The organism is Patulibacter sp. (genome assembly GCF_030655195.1).
Classification (GTDB): domain Bacteria; phylum Actinomycetota; class Thermoleophilia; order Solirubrobacterales; family Solirubrobacteraceae; genus Patulibacter.
Genome location: NZ_JAURWA010000109.1, coordinates 24,980 through 39,347, shown reverse-complemented (window position 1 = coordinate 39,347; position 14,368 = coordinate 24,980). Strand labels below are relative to the sequence as shown.

Below are 14,368 nucleotides of genomic sequence, written 5' to 3'. Positions count from 1 at the left end.
CGGCCCCGCGGGGCCCGGGGCACCGGTCGCCCCGGGGACGCCGGGGACGCCGGGGACGCCCTGCGGTCCTGCCGGTCCGACGGGTCCGGCCGGACCCGTCGGGCCGGTCGGCTCGGTCGGCCCCGTCGGGACCGCGTCCTTCAGCGTCACGACCGGCGGGTCGTGGTCCGAGACGTGCAGGCCCAGGGCCGGCTGCTCGGCGTAGTCGTTGTCGAGGTGGGCGTAGCGGACGTCCGTGACCTGCGGGAGCAGGTCGGGGGTCACCAGCGCGTGGTCGAGCGTCTGCAGGCGGCCCTGGAACGCGAAGGAGTAGCGCTCCTGCTCCGGTGCCCGGCTCCAGAGGTTCGTCAGCGTGCCGCCCTGCTGCATGACGCTCAGCGGCGACTCGTCCTCGAACGCGTTGAGGTCGCCGACGGCCAGGACCGACCCGCCGACGGCCTTCAGGCGCTCGGCCTCGGTGCGGACGATCCTCGCCTGCTGCTCGCGGCAGGTGTCCGCGGAGGACTTCGAGGCGAAGTGGTTGGAGATCACCGTGAGCGGCAGGCCGCCGGGGAGCGTGACGTCCAGCGCCAGCGGCGGGCGGTCGGAGACCTGGCCGGCCGTGTCGCCGCAGCGCGTGCCGGCGTCGGCGGGCGTGCCTAGTCCGAGCTGTCGCGGGACGCCGCGGACGGTCACCCCGTCCTTGACGAGGAAGCCGACGTCGATGCCGCGCGAGTCGAAGCCCTCCTTCGCGTAGGCGGTGTAGCCGCCGATCTTCGAGGCCAGGTCCTGCAGGACCGACTGGCTGTCCTTGGTCGGGACACCGGTCTTCCTCTGGCTGTCGCCGACCTCCTGCACCGCGACGACGTCCGGGGACTTCAGCCGGCTCCCGATCGCCGCGGCCAGGCCGGTCAGCTTCTCGTCGTACTGCGCCTGGGTGACGGTGCCCAGGTCGAGGTCCGCGCCGGGCGGGAAGAGATTCTCGACGTTGAAGCCGGAGATCCGGGCCTGGCCGGCGGGCTTGGCGGGCAGGTCGTAGACCGCGGGCACCTCGGGGTCGCGGGTGACCGTCGGCAGCGCACCCACCTGCGGGGTGATCGTGTAGTTGTAGAACGAGAAGCCCAGCGGACCCGTGGTGTTCTCGACCTTCGAGAACAGGTCCGCCTTGACGAGCGTCGAGCTGTCGGGCCGGTCGTAGGGGTTGGCCGGGTCGCCGGCGCCCGCGTCGTCGATCAGCGCGAGGTTCGAGACCGCCGGGTCCTGGCGGAAGATCCGGCCCTTGTCGAGGCCGGGGGTGACGAACAGCTCGCCGAACTTCGTCGTGCCGCCGCTGTTGGCGATGCCGACGGGCAGGCTGACGCGCATGCCCTCGAGCGTCTCGTAGTAGCCGCGCGTCCCGTCCGTGAGGGGGCTGGGGTTGGTCTGCGCCTTCGCCTTCGCGGTGTCGATGACGACGGGTGCGGGCAGCGGCGCGTCGCCCAGGACGACCGGCTCGGTGTCCCGCTTCTCGGCGATCATCGTCAGGCCGAACTTCTCCTTGGCCTGCCCGACGACGCGGACCTTCTTGCCGATCAGGTCCGCCCGCCTGCCGGCGGGCCCGTCGACGAAGCCGACGAAGATGCCCTCCGACGTCGTCGGGTCCGCGTCCTCGGCGCCCGGGACGGTCTGGACGTAGATCCCGGCGTCCTCGGGGAACGTGCCGGTGAAGCTCGCGCCGTCCTCGTCGTCGACGCCGGTGACGACGCCCTCGATGGTGACGTCCTGCCCGGCCTTCGGGGTCGTCGGGCCGCTGCCCTGGACCTGGCCGATCGGGGTGACGCCCCCGCCGGAGCCGGGGTCCGGGTCGACCGGGTCGGGGTCGACGACGGTGCAGGTGACCTTCGGCGCGGTCGAGTTGCGCGGGTTCGGTGCCGCGACGTCCAGGTCGGCGGCGTTCTGGTTCGTGTCGGTGCAGCCGTCGGCCTTGCGGATGGCGGCCGTGCTGTTGGAGAGGTTCGCGGTGGGCGCGCCCTCGGCGGGGGTCGTGGCCGACCCGTAGGCGACGCGGTCGCGCAGCGCCGAGCCCTTCAGCAGGTCGACGCGGCCCGCGGTGCCGCCCATCAGCAGGTCGCCCGTGGCGTCCGGCGTGGGCAGGCCGGGGAGGCCCGTGTTCGCACCGGTGCCCTCCTTGATCAGGAAGCGCCCGCCCGCGGGGATCGTCCCCGTCAGCGGCGTCGTGCCGGTGCCGGTGCCGGTGGTCGAGCGGTAGATGACGCTCCAGCCGCCCGCACCGAGGTCGACCGCGGTGCTCCCGCGGTTGACGAGCTCGATGAAGTCGCTGTTGTACGGGGCGCCGGTGTTGCCGCCACCGCCGTAGACCTGCGAGATCACGAGGTCGGGGGAGCCGGCGGCGGAGGCGTCGCGCGGAAAGACGGCGACGCCGAACGCGGTGAGCATCAGGACCGTCGCGGCGGCGTGGGTCGACAGGGAACGTGGGTCCGACGGGACCCGGGGACGGCGAGGCACGGAGGGGGACTCCTCAGGCGGGGCGAGGGCCGCGGGGGCGGCCGCTCCGCGACGCTACGTCGCCGCGGGCTCCCTGCCGTCACGCCGGAGTGAACGCGGCGTGTCCGAGCTGTGACGCCCCCGGCGGCCCCGGTCGTGACCGCCCGGTCGCGACGCGGCCCGGGTCCCGACGGCCCCGGTCGCGCCCGCCCCGGACCGGACGCGGCGATCCGGTCGCGTCCCGGGCCGGGGCCTCCTCAGGCCGCGCCGAAGAGGTCCTCGGACGCGGCGCGCACGAGGACCGCGGCGCCCGGACCGTCGTCGGGGGTGACGAGCTCGCCCAGGCCGCCGACGACGACCGCGGGCTGCCCGGAGGCCTTGCGCCGGGCGAGGTCCGCGGCGGACGCCACGTGGTCGGCGACGGCGATGACGGTGGCCTGCAGCTCGCGTCCGTGACGGTCCACGGCACCACGCTCGTCGGCGACGGCGACCAGGCCGGCGCAGCCGATCGCCACCTCCGCCTGGCCGTGGCGCCAGGCCCGCCCGAAGGAGTCGGCCACGACGACCGCCGGGCGCCCCGGCAGCGCGGCCCGCAGCGCCCGCGCGGAGGCGTCGGGATCGACCGGCAGCGTCACCGCCCAGCCCTCGGCGACGTTCGAGCGGTCCACGCCGGCGTTCGCGCAGACGAAGCCGTGGTGGGTCCGGCAGATCAGGACGCCGCGACGGGCCCGGACGATCTCGGCGGTGTCGTCGAGGACGACCTGCACGAGCGCGGGCTCCTTGTCGAGCACGACGGCCAGGTCCGCGGCCCGGGGGGAGACCTCGACCGCGGCGAGCTCGACCAGGCGGCCCTCGGCCTTCGAGACCACCTTGTGCGAGACCACCACGCAGTCGTCGGCCAGGAACGGTCGCCCGCCGTTGGCGGCCAGCACGAGGGCCGCGAGGTCGTCGCCCGGACGGACCTCGGGCAGCGCGTCCAGGGCGCGCACGGACAGCGACGGGCTCGGCACGGCGGCGCTCCGGGTCAGAGGATGCGCGGCAGCAGACCGCGGGTGTGCGACGCACCGCCGCGGACCTCGTCCAGCCGCGTCTGCAGCGCCGCGAGGTCGTCGCCGGTGTCGACGTCGAGCATGATCGTCAGCGGCTCGGACTCGAAGACCGCGGCCCCCGCGGCCTCGCCGGCGGCGGCGTGGCGTGCGCGGCTCCCCTCGCCGAACGACGCGGACATCACGTCGGGCGGCGTCAGGACCAGGGCGTTGGTGCCGTCGCCGTGGCGGTCCGGGACGATCGTGACCTCGCGGCCCTCGGGGGCCGCGCTGAGCAGCCCGTCGATCTCGGCCGGATCGATCGCCGGGGTGTCCGCGGGCAGCAGGATGATCCGCTCCGCGCCCTTCGACAGCGCCATCCCGACGCCGAGGGCGGCGGCCTCGCTGTGGCCCAGGTCGCGCTGGTCCATCAGGACCTCGGCGTTGTAGTTCACCGCGATCTGCTCCGCGATGGGCTCGCCGGTGACGACGATGACGGCGTCGACGAGCTCGGCGCGACGCAGCGCGATCAGCACGTCGGTGACCATCGCCTGCATCAGGGCGACGCGGGAGCGGGCCGGCAGCCGGTCGGCCAGCCGCGTCTTGGCGGCGTTGAAGCGCTTGACCGGGACGATCGCGATGGTCTTCATGCCGCGGACCGATCGGTCGAGGAGAGGGCGGCGCAGAGGTCCAGCGCCTCGGCGGCCACGGACGCGCGGGTCGCGGCGTCGCCCATCAGGACGTTCGCGGTGCGGACCGCGAGGCCGGGGATCTCGACCGTCTCGTCCGTCAGCAGGCCGTCGAGCAGGCCGTCGTAGATCCGGGCGACGCCGCGGGCGTCCATCGCCACGCCCGCCCAGCGCAGGAACGACTCGGTCGGCCCCTTGAGGACCTGCCCGTCGACGAGGGGGGCGACGGCGACGATCGGCGCGGCGGTGTCGCGCAGCGCCTCGCGGACGCCGGGGACGGCGAGGATCGGGCTGATGGAGATCACGGGGTTGGAGGGGCCGACCACGACGGCGCGGGCGGTGCGGATGGCCTGCAGGACCTCGGGTGTGGCCACCGCGTCCTCCGCGCCGCGGAACGCGACGTCCTGGACGACGGGGGCGGGCGTCTCGCGCAGGCGGCGGATCATGAACTCCTGGAAGTCCCACCACCGGTCGTCGGTGCGGACCTGCGTGCGGACGGGGGAGTCCGACGGCGGCAGCACGAGGGCCGGCACGCCGTAGGCGGCGGCGTTCTCGGCGAGGACCTCGGTCAGGCGGGCACCCTCGGCCAGGCGGCGGGCGCGGCGGATGCAGAGCGCCAGGTCGCGGTCGCCGAGGTTGAACCAGACGTCCTCGCCGAGGGCGCGCAGGGCGTCCATGACGGCGAACGTGTCGTCCTCGAGGCCCCAGCCGCGCTCGTCGATCCGGTCGGCGAGCCAGAAGGTGCAGAGGTCGGGGTCGGGGCTGACCAGACCACCGTGGATCTCGGTGTCGTCGCCGGTGTTGGCGATCACGACGAGGTCGGCGCCGGCGTGGTCCAGGACGCCGCGGGCGAGCTTGGCCCCGCCCGTGCCTCCCGCGAGGACGACGACCGGGGCGTCCGGCAGCTGCGGGGCGCTCACGCGGCCACCGGCGCGGCGCCCGGCAGGGGCGCGGATGCGGTGCGGGACCGGGGTGCCGCGGCCGGCCCGGGGGCGGGCCGGCCTGGACCGCCGGAGTTCGTCACCGCAGAAGACACGACGGCGGAGTATAGGTCGGTGGCACGGCGGACCCGCCGTCCGTCGCCCACCGCTGGACGGACGCCCCACGGGGTGCGACGGTGCCCGGTGCATGCGCGTCCACGCCCACCGCGGGAACACGTTCACCGCCGGGACGGTGGTCCTCGCGGCAGCCGTCGTCGAGGCCGAGCTGCGCTCCGGCGTCCCCGCCGCGGTGCGCGTCGCGCTCGTCCTGGCGCTCACCGCGCTGGCGGCGTTCGGGGCGCTGACCTCGCCGCTGGTGGACGGGACGCCGCGGCCGTACCAGGAGCTCCTGCTGGCGATCACGGCGCTCGCGGGCACCGGAGCGGTCGCCCACGGCCTGGCGCTCGCCGGTGCGGGCCCCGGGGACCCCGTCGACGCGTGGTGGGTGGCCGGCGTCGCGGGGGCCGGGGCGGGCGCGGGTCTCGTCCTGGCGCGGGCGCGATCGGGCACGATCGTCCTGGGCCTCGGCGCCGCCCTGGCCGTCGTCGCGCTGGTCGCCGCCGTCGGCGCCGCCTGGGGCGGATCCGACCCGCGCGACGGGGTGCGGTGGGCGCTGCTGCTGACCGCCGTGGTCCTCGTGCTGGCGATCGTCCTGCGGATCGACGGGCGCTACCGGCAGGCCGTGGCGCTCGCCGACGTCCTCGCCGCCGTCGTGGTGCTGCTGGCCGCCACCTTCCTGCTCGACGACGTCCCGGGCGCGGCGGGGGCGCTGGGGCTGCCGACCGCCGAGGACGGCGCGGGCGCGGGCTGGCAGCTCCTGCTGCTGACCGCCGGCTTCGCGCTCGCGGGCCTCGGGGCCACGCTGCACGAGCGCGGCCCGGGGTGGCTCGGGGCCCTGGCGCTCGTCGCGAGCCTCGGGGTGCTGGCGCGGGACGGCGACGGCTTCGTCGGCTGGCCGCTGGTCCTCGGGGTGCTCGGCCTGGTCCTCGTGGTGGTCGCGCTGCGGCCGGTGGCGCGACGGACGTCGGAGGAGGACGACCGTCCCGAGGCACCGCCCGCCGCCGTGGTCCCGTTCGTCCGCCGCCGCCTGGCCGCGGTCGTCCGCGACCCGGACCCCGACGACGACCTGCTCTGAGCGCGGTGACGCACCGCAGGCGGGAGCACGCGCCGCGAGGGACGCGCGCGTCCCGGGGCCGGGCGCGGGCGGGGTCGACCGGCCCGTCCCCGCCCGCGCTCAGTCCTTGCGGTGCACGTCCCGCGCCGAGGCCTGGTCGCGGGGGCGGATGACGATCGTGTCCAGGTCGACGTGGGAGGGGCGGGTCGCGACGAAGACGACCACGTCGGCGACGTCGTCGGCGATCAGCGGCGTCATCCCGCGGTAGACGGCCGCGGCCTTCTCGTCGTCGCCCAGGCGGACCTTCGAGAAGTCGGTCTCCACCATCCCGGGCTGCAGCTCGGTGACCCGGACCGGCCGACCGAGCAGCTCGATCCGCATCGTCCGCATCGCGGCCGAGACGCCGTGCTTGGCCGCGATGTACCCGCCGCCGCCGGGGTAGATCTCGAACCCCGCGATCGAGCCGATCGTGACGACGAGGCCGTCCCCGGAGGCCTCGAGCGCGCCGATCAGCGCCTTCGTCACGCGGACGGTGCCGAGCACGTTGGTCTCGTACATCTGCCGCCACCCGTCGATGTCCGCCTCGAGCACCGGGTCGACGCCCAGGGCGCCGCCGGCGTTGTTGACCAGGACGCTCAGGACCGGCACCTCGGCGGCGAACGCGGCGACGGACGCGTCGTCCGTGACGTCGAGGGGGATCGCGCGGCCGCCGACGTCGGCGGCGATCGCCTCGATCCGGTCGACGCGGCGGGCCCCGAGGACGACGTCGTAGCCCTCGGCGGCCAGGCGACGGGCGGTGGCCTCGCCGATGCCGCCGCTGGCCCCGGTGACGACGGCGACGGGACGGGCGGCGGCTTCGGGCATGTCCCGCGTTCTAGCACTGCCCGGGCGCCTTCGGCGGCGACCGGTAGGTTGGCGCGCATGGAGACCGACGAGCTGCTCTGGGCCGGCGCCGACGCCCAGGCCACCGCGTTGCGGGAGGGGCGGGTCACCGCCCCCGACCTGCTCGAGGCGGTGCTCGCCCGGCTGGAGGCGACCGGACCGCACCTCAACGCCTTCCGCATCGTCTTCGCCGAGACGGCGCGCGCGGAGGCGCAGGCCGCGCAGGCGCGGCTGGACGCGGGGGAGACCACGCCGCTGCTGGGCGTGCCCGTCGCGGTCAAGGACGACCAGGACGTCGCCGGCGACGTCTCGCCCGCCGGGGGCCGGCCGCAGTTCGGCCCCGCCGCCGAGGACGGGCGGATGGTCCGGCGGCTGCGCGCGGCCGGGGCGGTCGTGGTCGGCCGGACGCACGTCCCCGAGCGGATGCAGTGGCCGTTCACGGAGACGCTGACCTACGGCGCGACGCGCAACCCGTGGGACCTCGACCGCACACCGGGCGGCTCGTCCGGCGGCACGGCGGCGGCGGTCGCCGCGGGCGTCGTCGGGGTCGCCTCGGGCTCCGACGGCGGCGGCTCGATCCGCATCCCGTCGTCGATGTGCGGGCTGTTCGGGCTGAAGACGACGCGCGGGACGATCGAGGAGGACACGGACGAGGAGCACTGGCACGGCCTGGCGGTCTCCGGGCCGCTCGGGCGCCGGGTCGCGGACGTCGCGGCGATGATGGACGTCGTGGCGGAGGACGGCTGGGCGTCGGGCGGCGCCGTGCCCGCCGACGCCGCGGGGACCTACCGCGAGGCCGCGGACGCCGACCCGCGGCCGCTGCGGATCGCCCTCTCGTGGCGCGCCCCCGTCGGGCCGGTACCGGTCGAGCGGCAGCGCCGGGAGGCGATCCTGCGCACCGCCGACCACCTCCGGGCGCTCGGGCACGAGGTCGTCGCCCGCGAGGTGCCGTACGGGCCGCGGGCGTTCCCGCAGTTCCTGGTCCGCTACCTCCGCGGCGTCGCCGACGACGTCGAGCCGCTGCCGCGAAAGGACTGGCTCGAGCCGCGCACCCGGAACGCCCGCCGGCTCGGCCGGCTGGTCCCCGACGCGGTGCTGCGCTGGGCGCGCGCGCAGGAGCAGGTGCTGCACGAGCGGTTCGCCCCGTACTTCAAGGAGTTCGACGTCGTCCTGCAGCCCGGGATGACCGACGTGCCGTGGACGGTCGGCACGTTCCAGAAGCGCGGCGCGCTGGCCACGATGCTCGGCGTCGCGCAGCGGATGCCGCACATGCCGGTCTGGAACGTCCTGGGCTACCCGGTCGCGGCGGTGCCGATCGGCCTGGACGCCGCCGGGCTGCCGATGGGCTGCCAGCTGATCGGCCCGCCGAACGCCGAGCGTCGTCTGCTGTCGCTCGCCGGCCAGCTCGAGCGCGCGCACCCGTGGGCGCAGGAGCGCCCGCCGGCGATCGGCTGACGCGTCGGCCACGCGTCGGCGACGCCCCGTTCGTGGCGATCCACGACGATGGGGACATGACCTCCGTGCCGGACACCGCCGTGCTCGACGACCTCCTGTCCGTCGCGGAGGAGGCCGCGCGTGCCGCGGCCGCCGAGCTGACCTCCCGCGCCGGCGACCTCGCCGCGCTGCGGATCGACACGAAGTCCACGGCCACCGACCCGGTGTCCGAGGCCGACGTCGCCGCCGAGGAGGCCATCCGCGCCGTGCTCGCCCGTCGGGTCCCGGACGACGGCATCGTCGGCGAGGAGGGCGACGACGTCGTCGGCACCACGGGCCGGCGGTGGATCGTCGACCCGCTCGACGGCACGGTCAACTACCTCTACGGCAACCCGCAGTGGTGCGTCAGCGTCGCCTGCGAGGGGCTCGTCGGCGTCGTCTACGACCCGGGCCGCGAGGAGCTGTGGGCCGGTGCGGCCGACGGGCGGGCGACGCTGAACGGCGAGCCGCTGCCGCGGGCCACGGCGCCCGAGGGCGGCCTGGGGCACGCGCTCGTGGCGACCGGCTTCGGCTACGACCCCGAGGTCCGGCGGATCCAGTCGGGCATCCTCGCCCGCGTGCTGCCGGGCGTCCGCGACGTCCGCCGTGCGGGCGCCGCCGCCCTCGACGTGGTGTGGGTCGCGGGCGGGCGGACCGACGCGTTCTACGAGTACGGCGTGAAGGCCTGGGACACCGCGGCCGGCGAGGTCGTCGTCTCCGCGCTGGGCTACGAGGTGCGGACGATCCTGGGCCACGGCCCGATGGGCGACGGCAAGCTCGTCGCCCCGGCGGAGCTCGTCGACGAGCTGCTCGCGCTCGTGGCCCCGGACGCCTGAGCCGCGCCCGCGCCCGGGAGGTCGTGCCGCATCGACCGGGCGCACGGGCTGGGCCCGACGACGACCACCACCGGCGGGTCCGGGCGGGACGACGAGACCCCCGCGGTGGCGGGGGTCTCGAGAGGTACCCGGGGAGGGATTCGAACCCTCACTCCGTTGCCGGAAGCGAATTTTGAGTCCGCCGCGTCTACCGTTCCGCCACCCGGGCAGGTGGTCCGCCCGGCATCGTAGGGCCTCGGGCGGGTGCCGGTCGTGTCCCGCTGCGGCGCCGTCGACGGGGGCGCGAGGCCCTCGGACGACGCCTGCGCGCGGGCGTCGGCTCAGGCGGTGACGGGGTCCGGGGAGCCGCCGCGGGAGGAGCCCGAGGCGTCTGGGACCGTCCGCTCGACCTCCTCCTGCCAGTTCTGGGAGAAGGCGGTGATCGTCACGACGATGACGACGATCTGGGCGGCGAAGATGAGGGTCGTCAGGAAGCCGAGGTCGGCCGACAGCGCCGCGTCGGCGTAGCCGGGGGCGTCCCGCTGGTACCAGGACGTGATCGAGACGCCGGAGAAGATCGCGATGAACGCCGCGATGCCGGCGGCCATGGGCAGCACGCCGCGGCTCCAGCGGAGCACCTGGACGATGAAGATGACGTTGATGGCGATGAACGCGATGTTCAGCGTCTTCGCCTCCTGCATCAGATCCCACCCGCGGACGGACACGATGCCGATGAGCACCGACGAGACGATGAGCACGACGATCACGACGAGGCGCATCACCTTGCTCGACGCCTTGTCGCGGTTTGGGTAGTCGAGCTCCACGTTTCGCGCCATGACGCCGAGCAGCCTACACTGCACGGCGGTGGACCGGGCGGGTTTCGGACCACCGGTCGGAACGCGCCGAGCGGGCGTGGTGGAATTGGTAGACACGCGGGCTTTAGGTGCCCGTGGCGCAAGCCGTGGGGGTTCGAGTCCCTTCGCCCGCATCGTCCGGCACCGAGGACCGGCGCCGCGCAGCTCAGCGGCGCAGCAGGGCCTCGAGCACGGCCCGCGCGACCGGGGCGGCCGTGGCGCCGCCCTGACCGTCACCGCGCCGGAGCACGCCGATCGCGATCGGTGCCTGCGAGCCCCCCGTGGTCGGCGCGAACGCCGACATCCAGGCGTCGGTGTCCGTCGAGTCCGACGGGTCGCAGATCGTCGGCACGTCGTCGGACGGCGACGACGGGGTGGAGGGCGAGGACGGGATCTGGTCCTCGGTCGTCGTCGGGTCCGACGGCGAGGTCTCCGTGCTCGTCCCACCGTCCGGGTCGTCGAGGTCGTCGGCGTCGTCGGGGTCCGTGCCCCCGGGCGTCGTGGACTGGGCGAGCGTGGCCGACGCGGGGCGCAGCCGCGCCCGCGCGCCGGGACGGTAGGACGCCCCGCCGAACCCGTCGTCGTCGGTCGTGTCGCCCGTGGCCCCGGTGCCGTCGTCGCTCCCGGCGGCCGAGCCGTCGCGGCATGCGGCGCCCTGGGTCGTGCGGACCTCGGCGGTACCGGTCTTGCCGGCGACGTCGACGCCCGGGATCGCGGCGGCGCGCCCGGTGCCCTCCGTGACCACCGCCTCCATCATCCGACGCAGGTCGTCGGCGACGGCGGCGTCCAGGACCGCACGCGTCTTCGCCTCGTCGTCGGTGCGGAGGAAGGTCGGGACGGGCTGTCGTCCCTCGGCGGCCACGGTCGCCGCGAGCAGCGCGACCTGCAGCGGGGTCGCGGTGACCTTCGCCTGGCCGATGCCCGAGAGCGCGAGGTCCCCGTCGTCGAGGTCGTCGGGGATCGTGCTCTTCGCGGCGCCGAGGACGGTCGGCGTCCGGTTGAACCCGAACGCCTCGGCCGTCTTCACGAACGGGCTCGAGCCGACGTCGACGGCCAGGGGCGCGAAGACCGAGTTGCAGGAGCGGGCGAACGCCTCGACGAGCGTGCCGCCGCAGGACTCCCCGTCGGCGTTCTGGATGCCGAGCGCCGAGGTCTCCGCGGGGTACTCCGTCTCCGGTGTCGTGGCGTTCTCCGCGAGCGCCGCGGCGGCGGTGACGATCTTCATCGTCGAGCCGGGCGCCCGGGCCGCCGACCACGCGTTGCCGGAGAACGCGAGGACCTCCCCGGTGCGGCTGTCGAGCGCGAAGAGGCCGCCGCCGGAGGGGGCCGAGGCCTGCGCCTGGACGGCGGCCTGCATCGCGGGAAGCGAGATCGACGAGGTCACCGCGCGGGCCTGCCTCGGTCGCTGGCGCCCGATGACCCGGGAGCCGGCCTTCAGCGTCAGTCCCGGACGTCCCATCAGCCGGTCGTTCAGGAGTCGCTCGAGCCCGTTCTTGCCGACCCTCGTGTCCGCCGGGACGCCGAGGTCGGCGTAGCGGCGGCGGTCGGCGGCGGGGATCGCGCCGAGCTCGCCCCGGATCGCACCGGCGACCTCGGCCGGCGCGGTCGACCCGCGGGAGGCGCCCTTGGCGATCGGGGTGGCGCCGTCGCGGAAGAGGATCGTGCCGCGGGGCGGCATCCGCGTCGCACGGGTCAGCCGCTCGCCGGTCTGCAGGCCGGGGAAGGCGAGGTTGCGCGACCAGGCGATGCGCGCGTCGTCGCCCGAGCCCAGGACCCGGAGGCGCAGCTCGGACTCGATCGTGCCGAAGAGCTTCGTCTCGATCGTCACGGGGACGACGAACTCGCGGCCGGAGCGCGTGGTGGCCCCGGTGGTGACCGACGTGCCGGTGGCCAGGCGGTACGCGTCGCGGTTCAGCCCGGCGAAGCGCTGGACGGGATAGACGCGCTGGGCGTCGGAGTCGATCTCGGCGAACATCGCCTCGTAGTCGCGCTGGGCGTAGGCGGCCAGGTAGCGGTCGACGACGTCCTGCTCGGCGGTGCGGGCGGAGTCCTCCGAGCGGCACGACGAGATCAGCAGCACGGCGAGGATCAGGACGACCGCGCCGATCGCGGCGACGACGACCTGCCGGGACGGGGTGAAGCCGGAGGTTGAACCGTCCTCGGAGGGCCCGGACCCGGGGCGGTGCGGCCCGCGTGGGCCGCCGCCACCGGTGGTCGGGCCGCGTGGGCCGTCGGGGTCGCGGGCGCCCTGCGGCGGGCGGGGCGTGCGGGGACGCGACGTGCCGGAGTCGTGGCCGGCCCGCGGGATCGCGGGGCGGAACGGCTTGAGGGGCCGCAGCTCCTCGCCGTCGTCCTCCTCCCAGGGGCTCACGCGCGGCCACCGGGCGCGGGGCGGGGGACGGCGGACCGCGGCTGGGAACGAGGGGGAATGGGCATGCGCGGCTGCAGGTGCGACCGGGACGCCTCCCGGTCGGGACCCCGCAAGCCTACCGTCGCCGTCGGAACGGCTTCCGGGGCCGCGCGTACGGCGGTACCGTGCTCGGCGTGTCCACCGCCCCGACGGTCCGTCCGCTCCGCCCCGACGACCACCGCGCGTGGGCCGTCCTCTGGGCCGACTACCTGCGCTTCTACCGCGAGGACCTCGCCGCGGACGTGACGGCCGAGACCTTCCGGCGGCTCTGCGCCGGGACGGGCGGGCTCTTCGCGCTCGTGGCCTGCGACGAGGACGACGCGCCCGTCGGTCTGGCGCACGCCGTGCTCCACCCGTCGACCTGGTCGACCGGCGGCTCCTGCTACCTCGAGGACCTCTTCGTGGACCCGTCGGCCCGGGGCGGCGACGTCGGCCGCGACCTGATCGAGGCGGTGGCCGCCGAGGCCGCCCGGCGCGGTGCGACGACGCTCTACTGGCAGACCCAGGCCTACAACGGGCGGGCCCGGTCGCTCTACGACGGGATGGGGCACCTCTCGTCGTCGGTGATCTACGAGCGCGACCTGCCGGGGTAGCCGGGCGCGGGCTCGTGGTGGGCGTCCGGTGCCGGGTAGCCCGCCCATCGCGCGCGCAGCGCGATCCCTCCGCCGAGCAGGACGGCCGCGGCCGCCGCGGCGAGCGAGACGATGGCGCCGGCCCCGAGGTTCGCGGCGAACACCCCGTCCCCCTGCGTGCGCACCAGCGTGCCGCCCTCGGCGTAGCGGACGATCACCACGACGGTCCAGACGAGCGCGGCGAAGCCGACGACGGTCACCGCCCGGCCGAGCAGGACGGGTGGGCGGCCCCCGACGAGCGCGAGCACCACGACGGCCGCGATCAGCACGGCGAGGGCCACGAGCAGGACGCCGAGCGCCGGTGCGACCTGGGCGCCGCCGCGGCCCGACAGCGACACGACGTTCAGCGGGGCGTCGGCCGCGCGGTAGCACGTCCATCCGCAGTGCCCGGCGCGCCCGGTGGCGGTCAGCCAGGTCAGCCATGGGGCCGCGGCGCACGCGGCCCCGATCGTTCCGGAGGCCGCGGCGAGCGTGGTACGCCGGCCGACGGGCATGGCAGCGACGCTACTACGGGACCGGGATGGGCCCCGGGCGGAGGGAGGTCAGCCGGTGGCCATCGCCACGACCAGGAGCGCGGTGGCCGCCGTCCCGGCCGCCGCGCGCACGTGGTTCAGCGGCGTCCACGCCCCGGCGTAGGCGCTCCACCGGGCCGCGGCGTCGGCGGCGCCCGGATCGGCCGTCGCGAGGGCGTCGTTGAGGGGCACGTGGCGGGCCACCGTCAGGCCGACGACGCCGACGAGGAACACGAGCGTCCCGGCCGTCGCCCACGGCGAGGACGGGGCGTCCCACGTCCGCAGCGCGTTGACCAGCACGACGACGCAGAGCAGCGCGCCGCCGAACAGGACGAGCATGAACGCCGGGGTCACGGCCTTCTCGTTGATCGCCTGCATCGCCGCGACCCGGGCACCCGGATCCAGGCGCTCCAGGGCGGGCATGACGAACGACGAGAACGCGAAGAACACGCCTGCGCTCAGCCCGCACGCCACGGTCGCCCCGAGCGTCAGGCCGGAGGTCGTAGCGCTCATCGAAGG

Annotated in this window: 13 protein-coding genes and 2 tRNA genes; 5 read left to right on the top strand and 10 right to left on the bottom strand. The window is 75.8% G+C overall.

Annotated features, from left to right (window positions below; genetic code table 11):
- The 4 genes from Q7T67_RS11800 to Q7T67_RS11785 all read right to left on the bottom strand — a co-directional run.
- The coding region (locus Q7T67_RS11800) for a lamin tail domain-containing protein (protein ID WP_304789412.1) at nucleotides 1–2,484 on the bottom strand (2,484 nt) is incomplete at its 3' end.
- Between the two features lie 236 nt (nucleotides 2,485–2,720).
- On the bottom strand, nucleotides 2,721–3,452 hold the full coding sequence (gene cofE, locus Q7T67_RS11795) for a coenzyme F420-0:L-glutamate ligase (protein WP_304789409.1): 732 nt from the start codon (nucleotides 3,450–3,452) through the stop codon (nucleotides 2,721–2,723).
- Between the two features lie 35 nt (nucleotides 3,453–3,487).
- Nucleotides 3,488–4,138, bottom strand: coding sequence for a 2-phospho-L-lactate guanylyltransferase (gene cofC / locus Q7T67_RS11790; protein WP_304789406.1), 651 nt, complete (start codon nucleotides 4,136–4,138; stop codon nucleotides 3,488–3,490).
- Complete coding sequence (locus Q7T67_RS11785) at nucleotides 4,135–5,097, bottom strand: 2-phospho-L-lactate transferase CofD family protein (protein WP_304789403.1); 963 nt, start codon at nucleotides 5,095–5,097, stop codon at nucleotides 4,135–4,137. The genes cofC and Q7T67_RS11785 overlap by 4 nt, the downstream gene beginning before the upstream one ends.
- A gap of 208 nt (nucleotides 5,098–5,305) precedes the next feature.
- On the opposite strand from Q7T67_RS11785, the gene Q7T67_RS11780 reads away from it, so the two are divergent.
- On the top strand, nucleotides 5,306–6,292 hold the full coding sequence (locus Q7T67_RS11780; RefSeq protein WP_304789400.1) for a hypothetical protein: 987 nt from the start codon (nucleotides 5,306–5,308) through the stop codon (nucleotides 6,290–6,292).
- Nucleotides 6,293–6,391: 99 nt separating this feature from the next.
- Here the strand turns inward: Q7T67_RS11780 and Q7T67_RS11775 are convergent, their stop codons facing one another.
- Nucleotides 6,392–7,135, bottom strand: a complete 744-nt coding sequence (locus Q7T67_RS11775; RefSeq protein ID WP_304789398.1) for an SDR family NAD(P)-dependent oxidoreductase — start codon at nucleotides 7,133–7,135, stop codon at nucleotides 6,392–6,394.
- A 57-nt stretch (nucleotides 7,136–7,192) separates the two neighbouring features.
- On the opposite strand from Q7T67_RS11775, the gene Q7T67_RS11770 reads away from it, so the two are divergent.
- Together Q7T67_RS11770 and Q7T67_RS11765 are read left to right on the top strand one after the other, a co-directional pair.
- Nucleotides 7,193–8,608, top strand: a complete 1,416-nt coding sequence (locus Q7T67_RS11770) for an amidase (protein ID WP_304789395.1) — start codon at nucleotides 7,193–7,195, stop codon at nucleotides 8,606–8,608.
- Between the two features lie 56 nt (nucleotides 8,609–8,664).
- Nucleotides 8,665–9,462: an inositol monophosphatase family protein gene (locus tag Q7T67_RS11765; RefSeq protein WP_304789392.1), complete on the top strand. Its 798-nt coding sequence runs from the start codon at nucleotides 8,665–8,667 to the stop codon at nucleotides 9,460–9,462.
- Nucleotides 9,463–9,587: 125 nt separating this feature from the next.
- Here Q7T67_RS11765 and Q7T67_RS11760 read toward each other — a convergent pair.
- Both Q7T67_RS11760 and Q7T67_RS11755 read right to left on the bottom strand, forming a co-directional pair.
- A tRNA-Leu gene (locus tag Q7T67_RS11760) sits at nucleotides 9,588–9,670 on the bottom strand.
- 112 nt (nucleotides 9,671–9,782) lie between these two features.
- The gene (locus tag Q7T67_RS11755; RefSeq protein ID WP_304789389.1) at nucleotides 9,783–10,277 is read right to left on the bottom strand and encodes a hypothetical protein; all 495 of its coding nucleotides are present in this window, start codon (nucleotides 10,275–10,277) and stop codon (nucleotides 9,783–9,785) included.
- A 70-nt stretch (nucleotides 10,278–10,347) separates the two neighbouring features.
- Between Q7T67_RS11755 and Q7T67_RS11750 the strand changes: the two genes are divergently transcribed.
- Nucleotides 10,348–10,429 (top strand) — tRNA-Leu (locus Q7T67_RS11750).
- A 32-nt stretch (nucleotides 10,430–10,461) separates the two neighbouring features.
- Here the strand turns inward: Q7T67_RS11750 and Q7T67_RS11745 are convergent.
- Complete coding sequence (locus Q7T67_RS11745) at nucleotides 10,462–12,666, bottom strand: penicillin-binding transpeptidase domain-containing protein (protein WP_304789387.1); 2,205 nt, start codon at nucleotides 12,664–12,666, stop codon at nucleotides 10,462–10,464.
- A gap of 173 nt (nucleotides 12,667–12,839) precedes the next feature.
- Between Q7T67_RS11745 and Q7T67_RS11740 the strand changes: the two genes are divergently transcribed.
- The gene (locus tag Q7T67_RS11740) at nucleotides 12,840–13,298 is read left to right on the top strand and encodes a GNAT family N-acetyltransferase (RefSeq protein ID WP_304789384.1); all 459 of its coding nucleotides are present in this window, start codon (nucleotides 12,840–12,842) and stop codon (nucleotides 13,296–13,298) included.
- On the opposite strand, the gene Q7T67_RS11735 is transcribed toward Q7T67_RS11740, so the two are convergent.
- Complete coding sequence (locus Q7T67_RS11735; RefSeq protein WP_304789381.1) at nucleotides 13,274–13,831, bottom strand: hypothetical protein; 558 nt, start codon at nucleotides 13,829–13,831, stop codon at nucleotides 13,274–13,276. The genes Q7T67_RS11740 and Q7T67_RS11735 overlap by 25 nt on opposite strands.
- A 48-nt stretch (nucleotides 13,832–13,879) precedes the next feature.
- Nucleotides 13,880–14,362, bottom strand: coding sequence for a DUF1772 domain-containing protein (locus Q7T67_RS11730; RefSeq protein ID WP_304789378.1), 483 nt, complete (start codon nucleotides 14,360–14,362; stop codon nucleotides 13,880–13,882).
- Nucleotides 14,363–14,368: the final 6 nt, after the last annotated feature.

Bases quoted from the DNA above. Each gene is read 5' to 3' on its own strand.
- cofC (WP_304789406.1), bottom strand. From the start codon at position 4,138: ATGAAGACCATCGCGATCGTCCCGGTCAAGCGCTTCAACGCCGCCAAG.
- Q7T67_RS11780 (WP_304789400.1), top strand. From the start codon at position 5,306: ATGCGCGTCCACGCCCACCGCGGGAACACGTTCACCGCCGGGACGGTG.
- Q7T67_RS11775 (WP_304789398.1), bottom strand. From the start codon at position 7,135: ATGCCCGAAGCCGCCGCCCGTCCCGTCGCCGTCGTCACCGGGGCCAGC.
- Q7T67_RS11770 (WP_304789395.1), top strand. From the start codon at position 7,193: ATGGAGACCGACGAGCTGCTCTGGGCCGGCGCCGACGCCCAGGCCACC.
- Q7T67_RS11765 (WP_304789392.1), top strand. From the start codon at position 8,665: ATGACCTCCGTGCCGGACACCGCCGTGCTCGACGACCTCCTGTCCGTC.
- Q7T67_RS11755 (WP_304789389.1), bottom strand. From the start codon at position 10,277: ATGGCGCGAAACGTGGAGCTCGACTACCCAAACCGCGACAAGGCGTCG.
- Q7T67_RS11735 (WP_304789381.1), bottom strand. From the start codon at position 13,831: ATGCCCGTCGGCCGGCGTACCACGCTCGCCGCGGCCTCCGGAACGATC.
- Q7T67_RS11730 (WP_304789378.1), bottom strand. From the start codon at position 14,362: ATGAGCGCTACGACCTCCGGCCTGACGCTCGGGGCGACCGTGGCGTGC.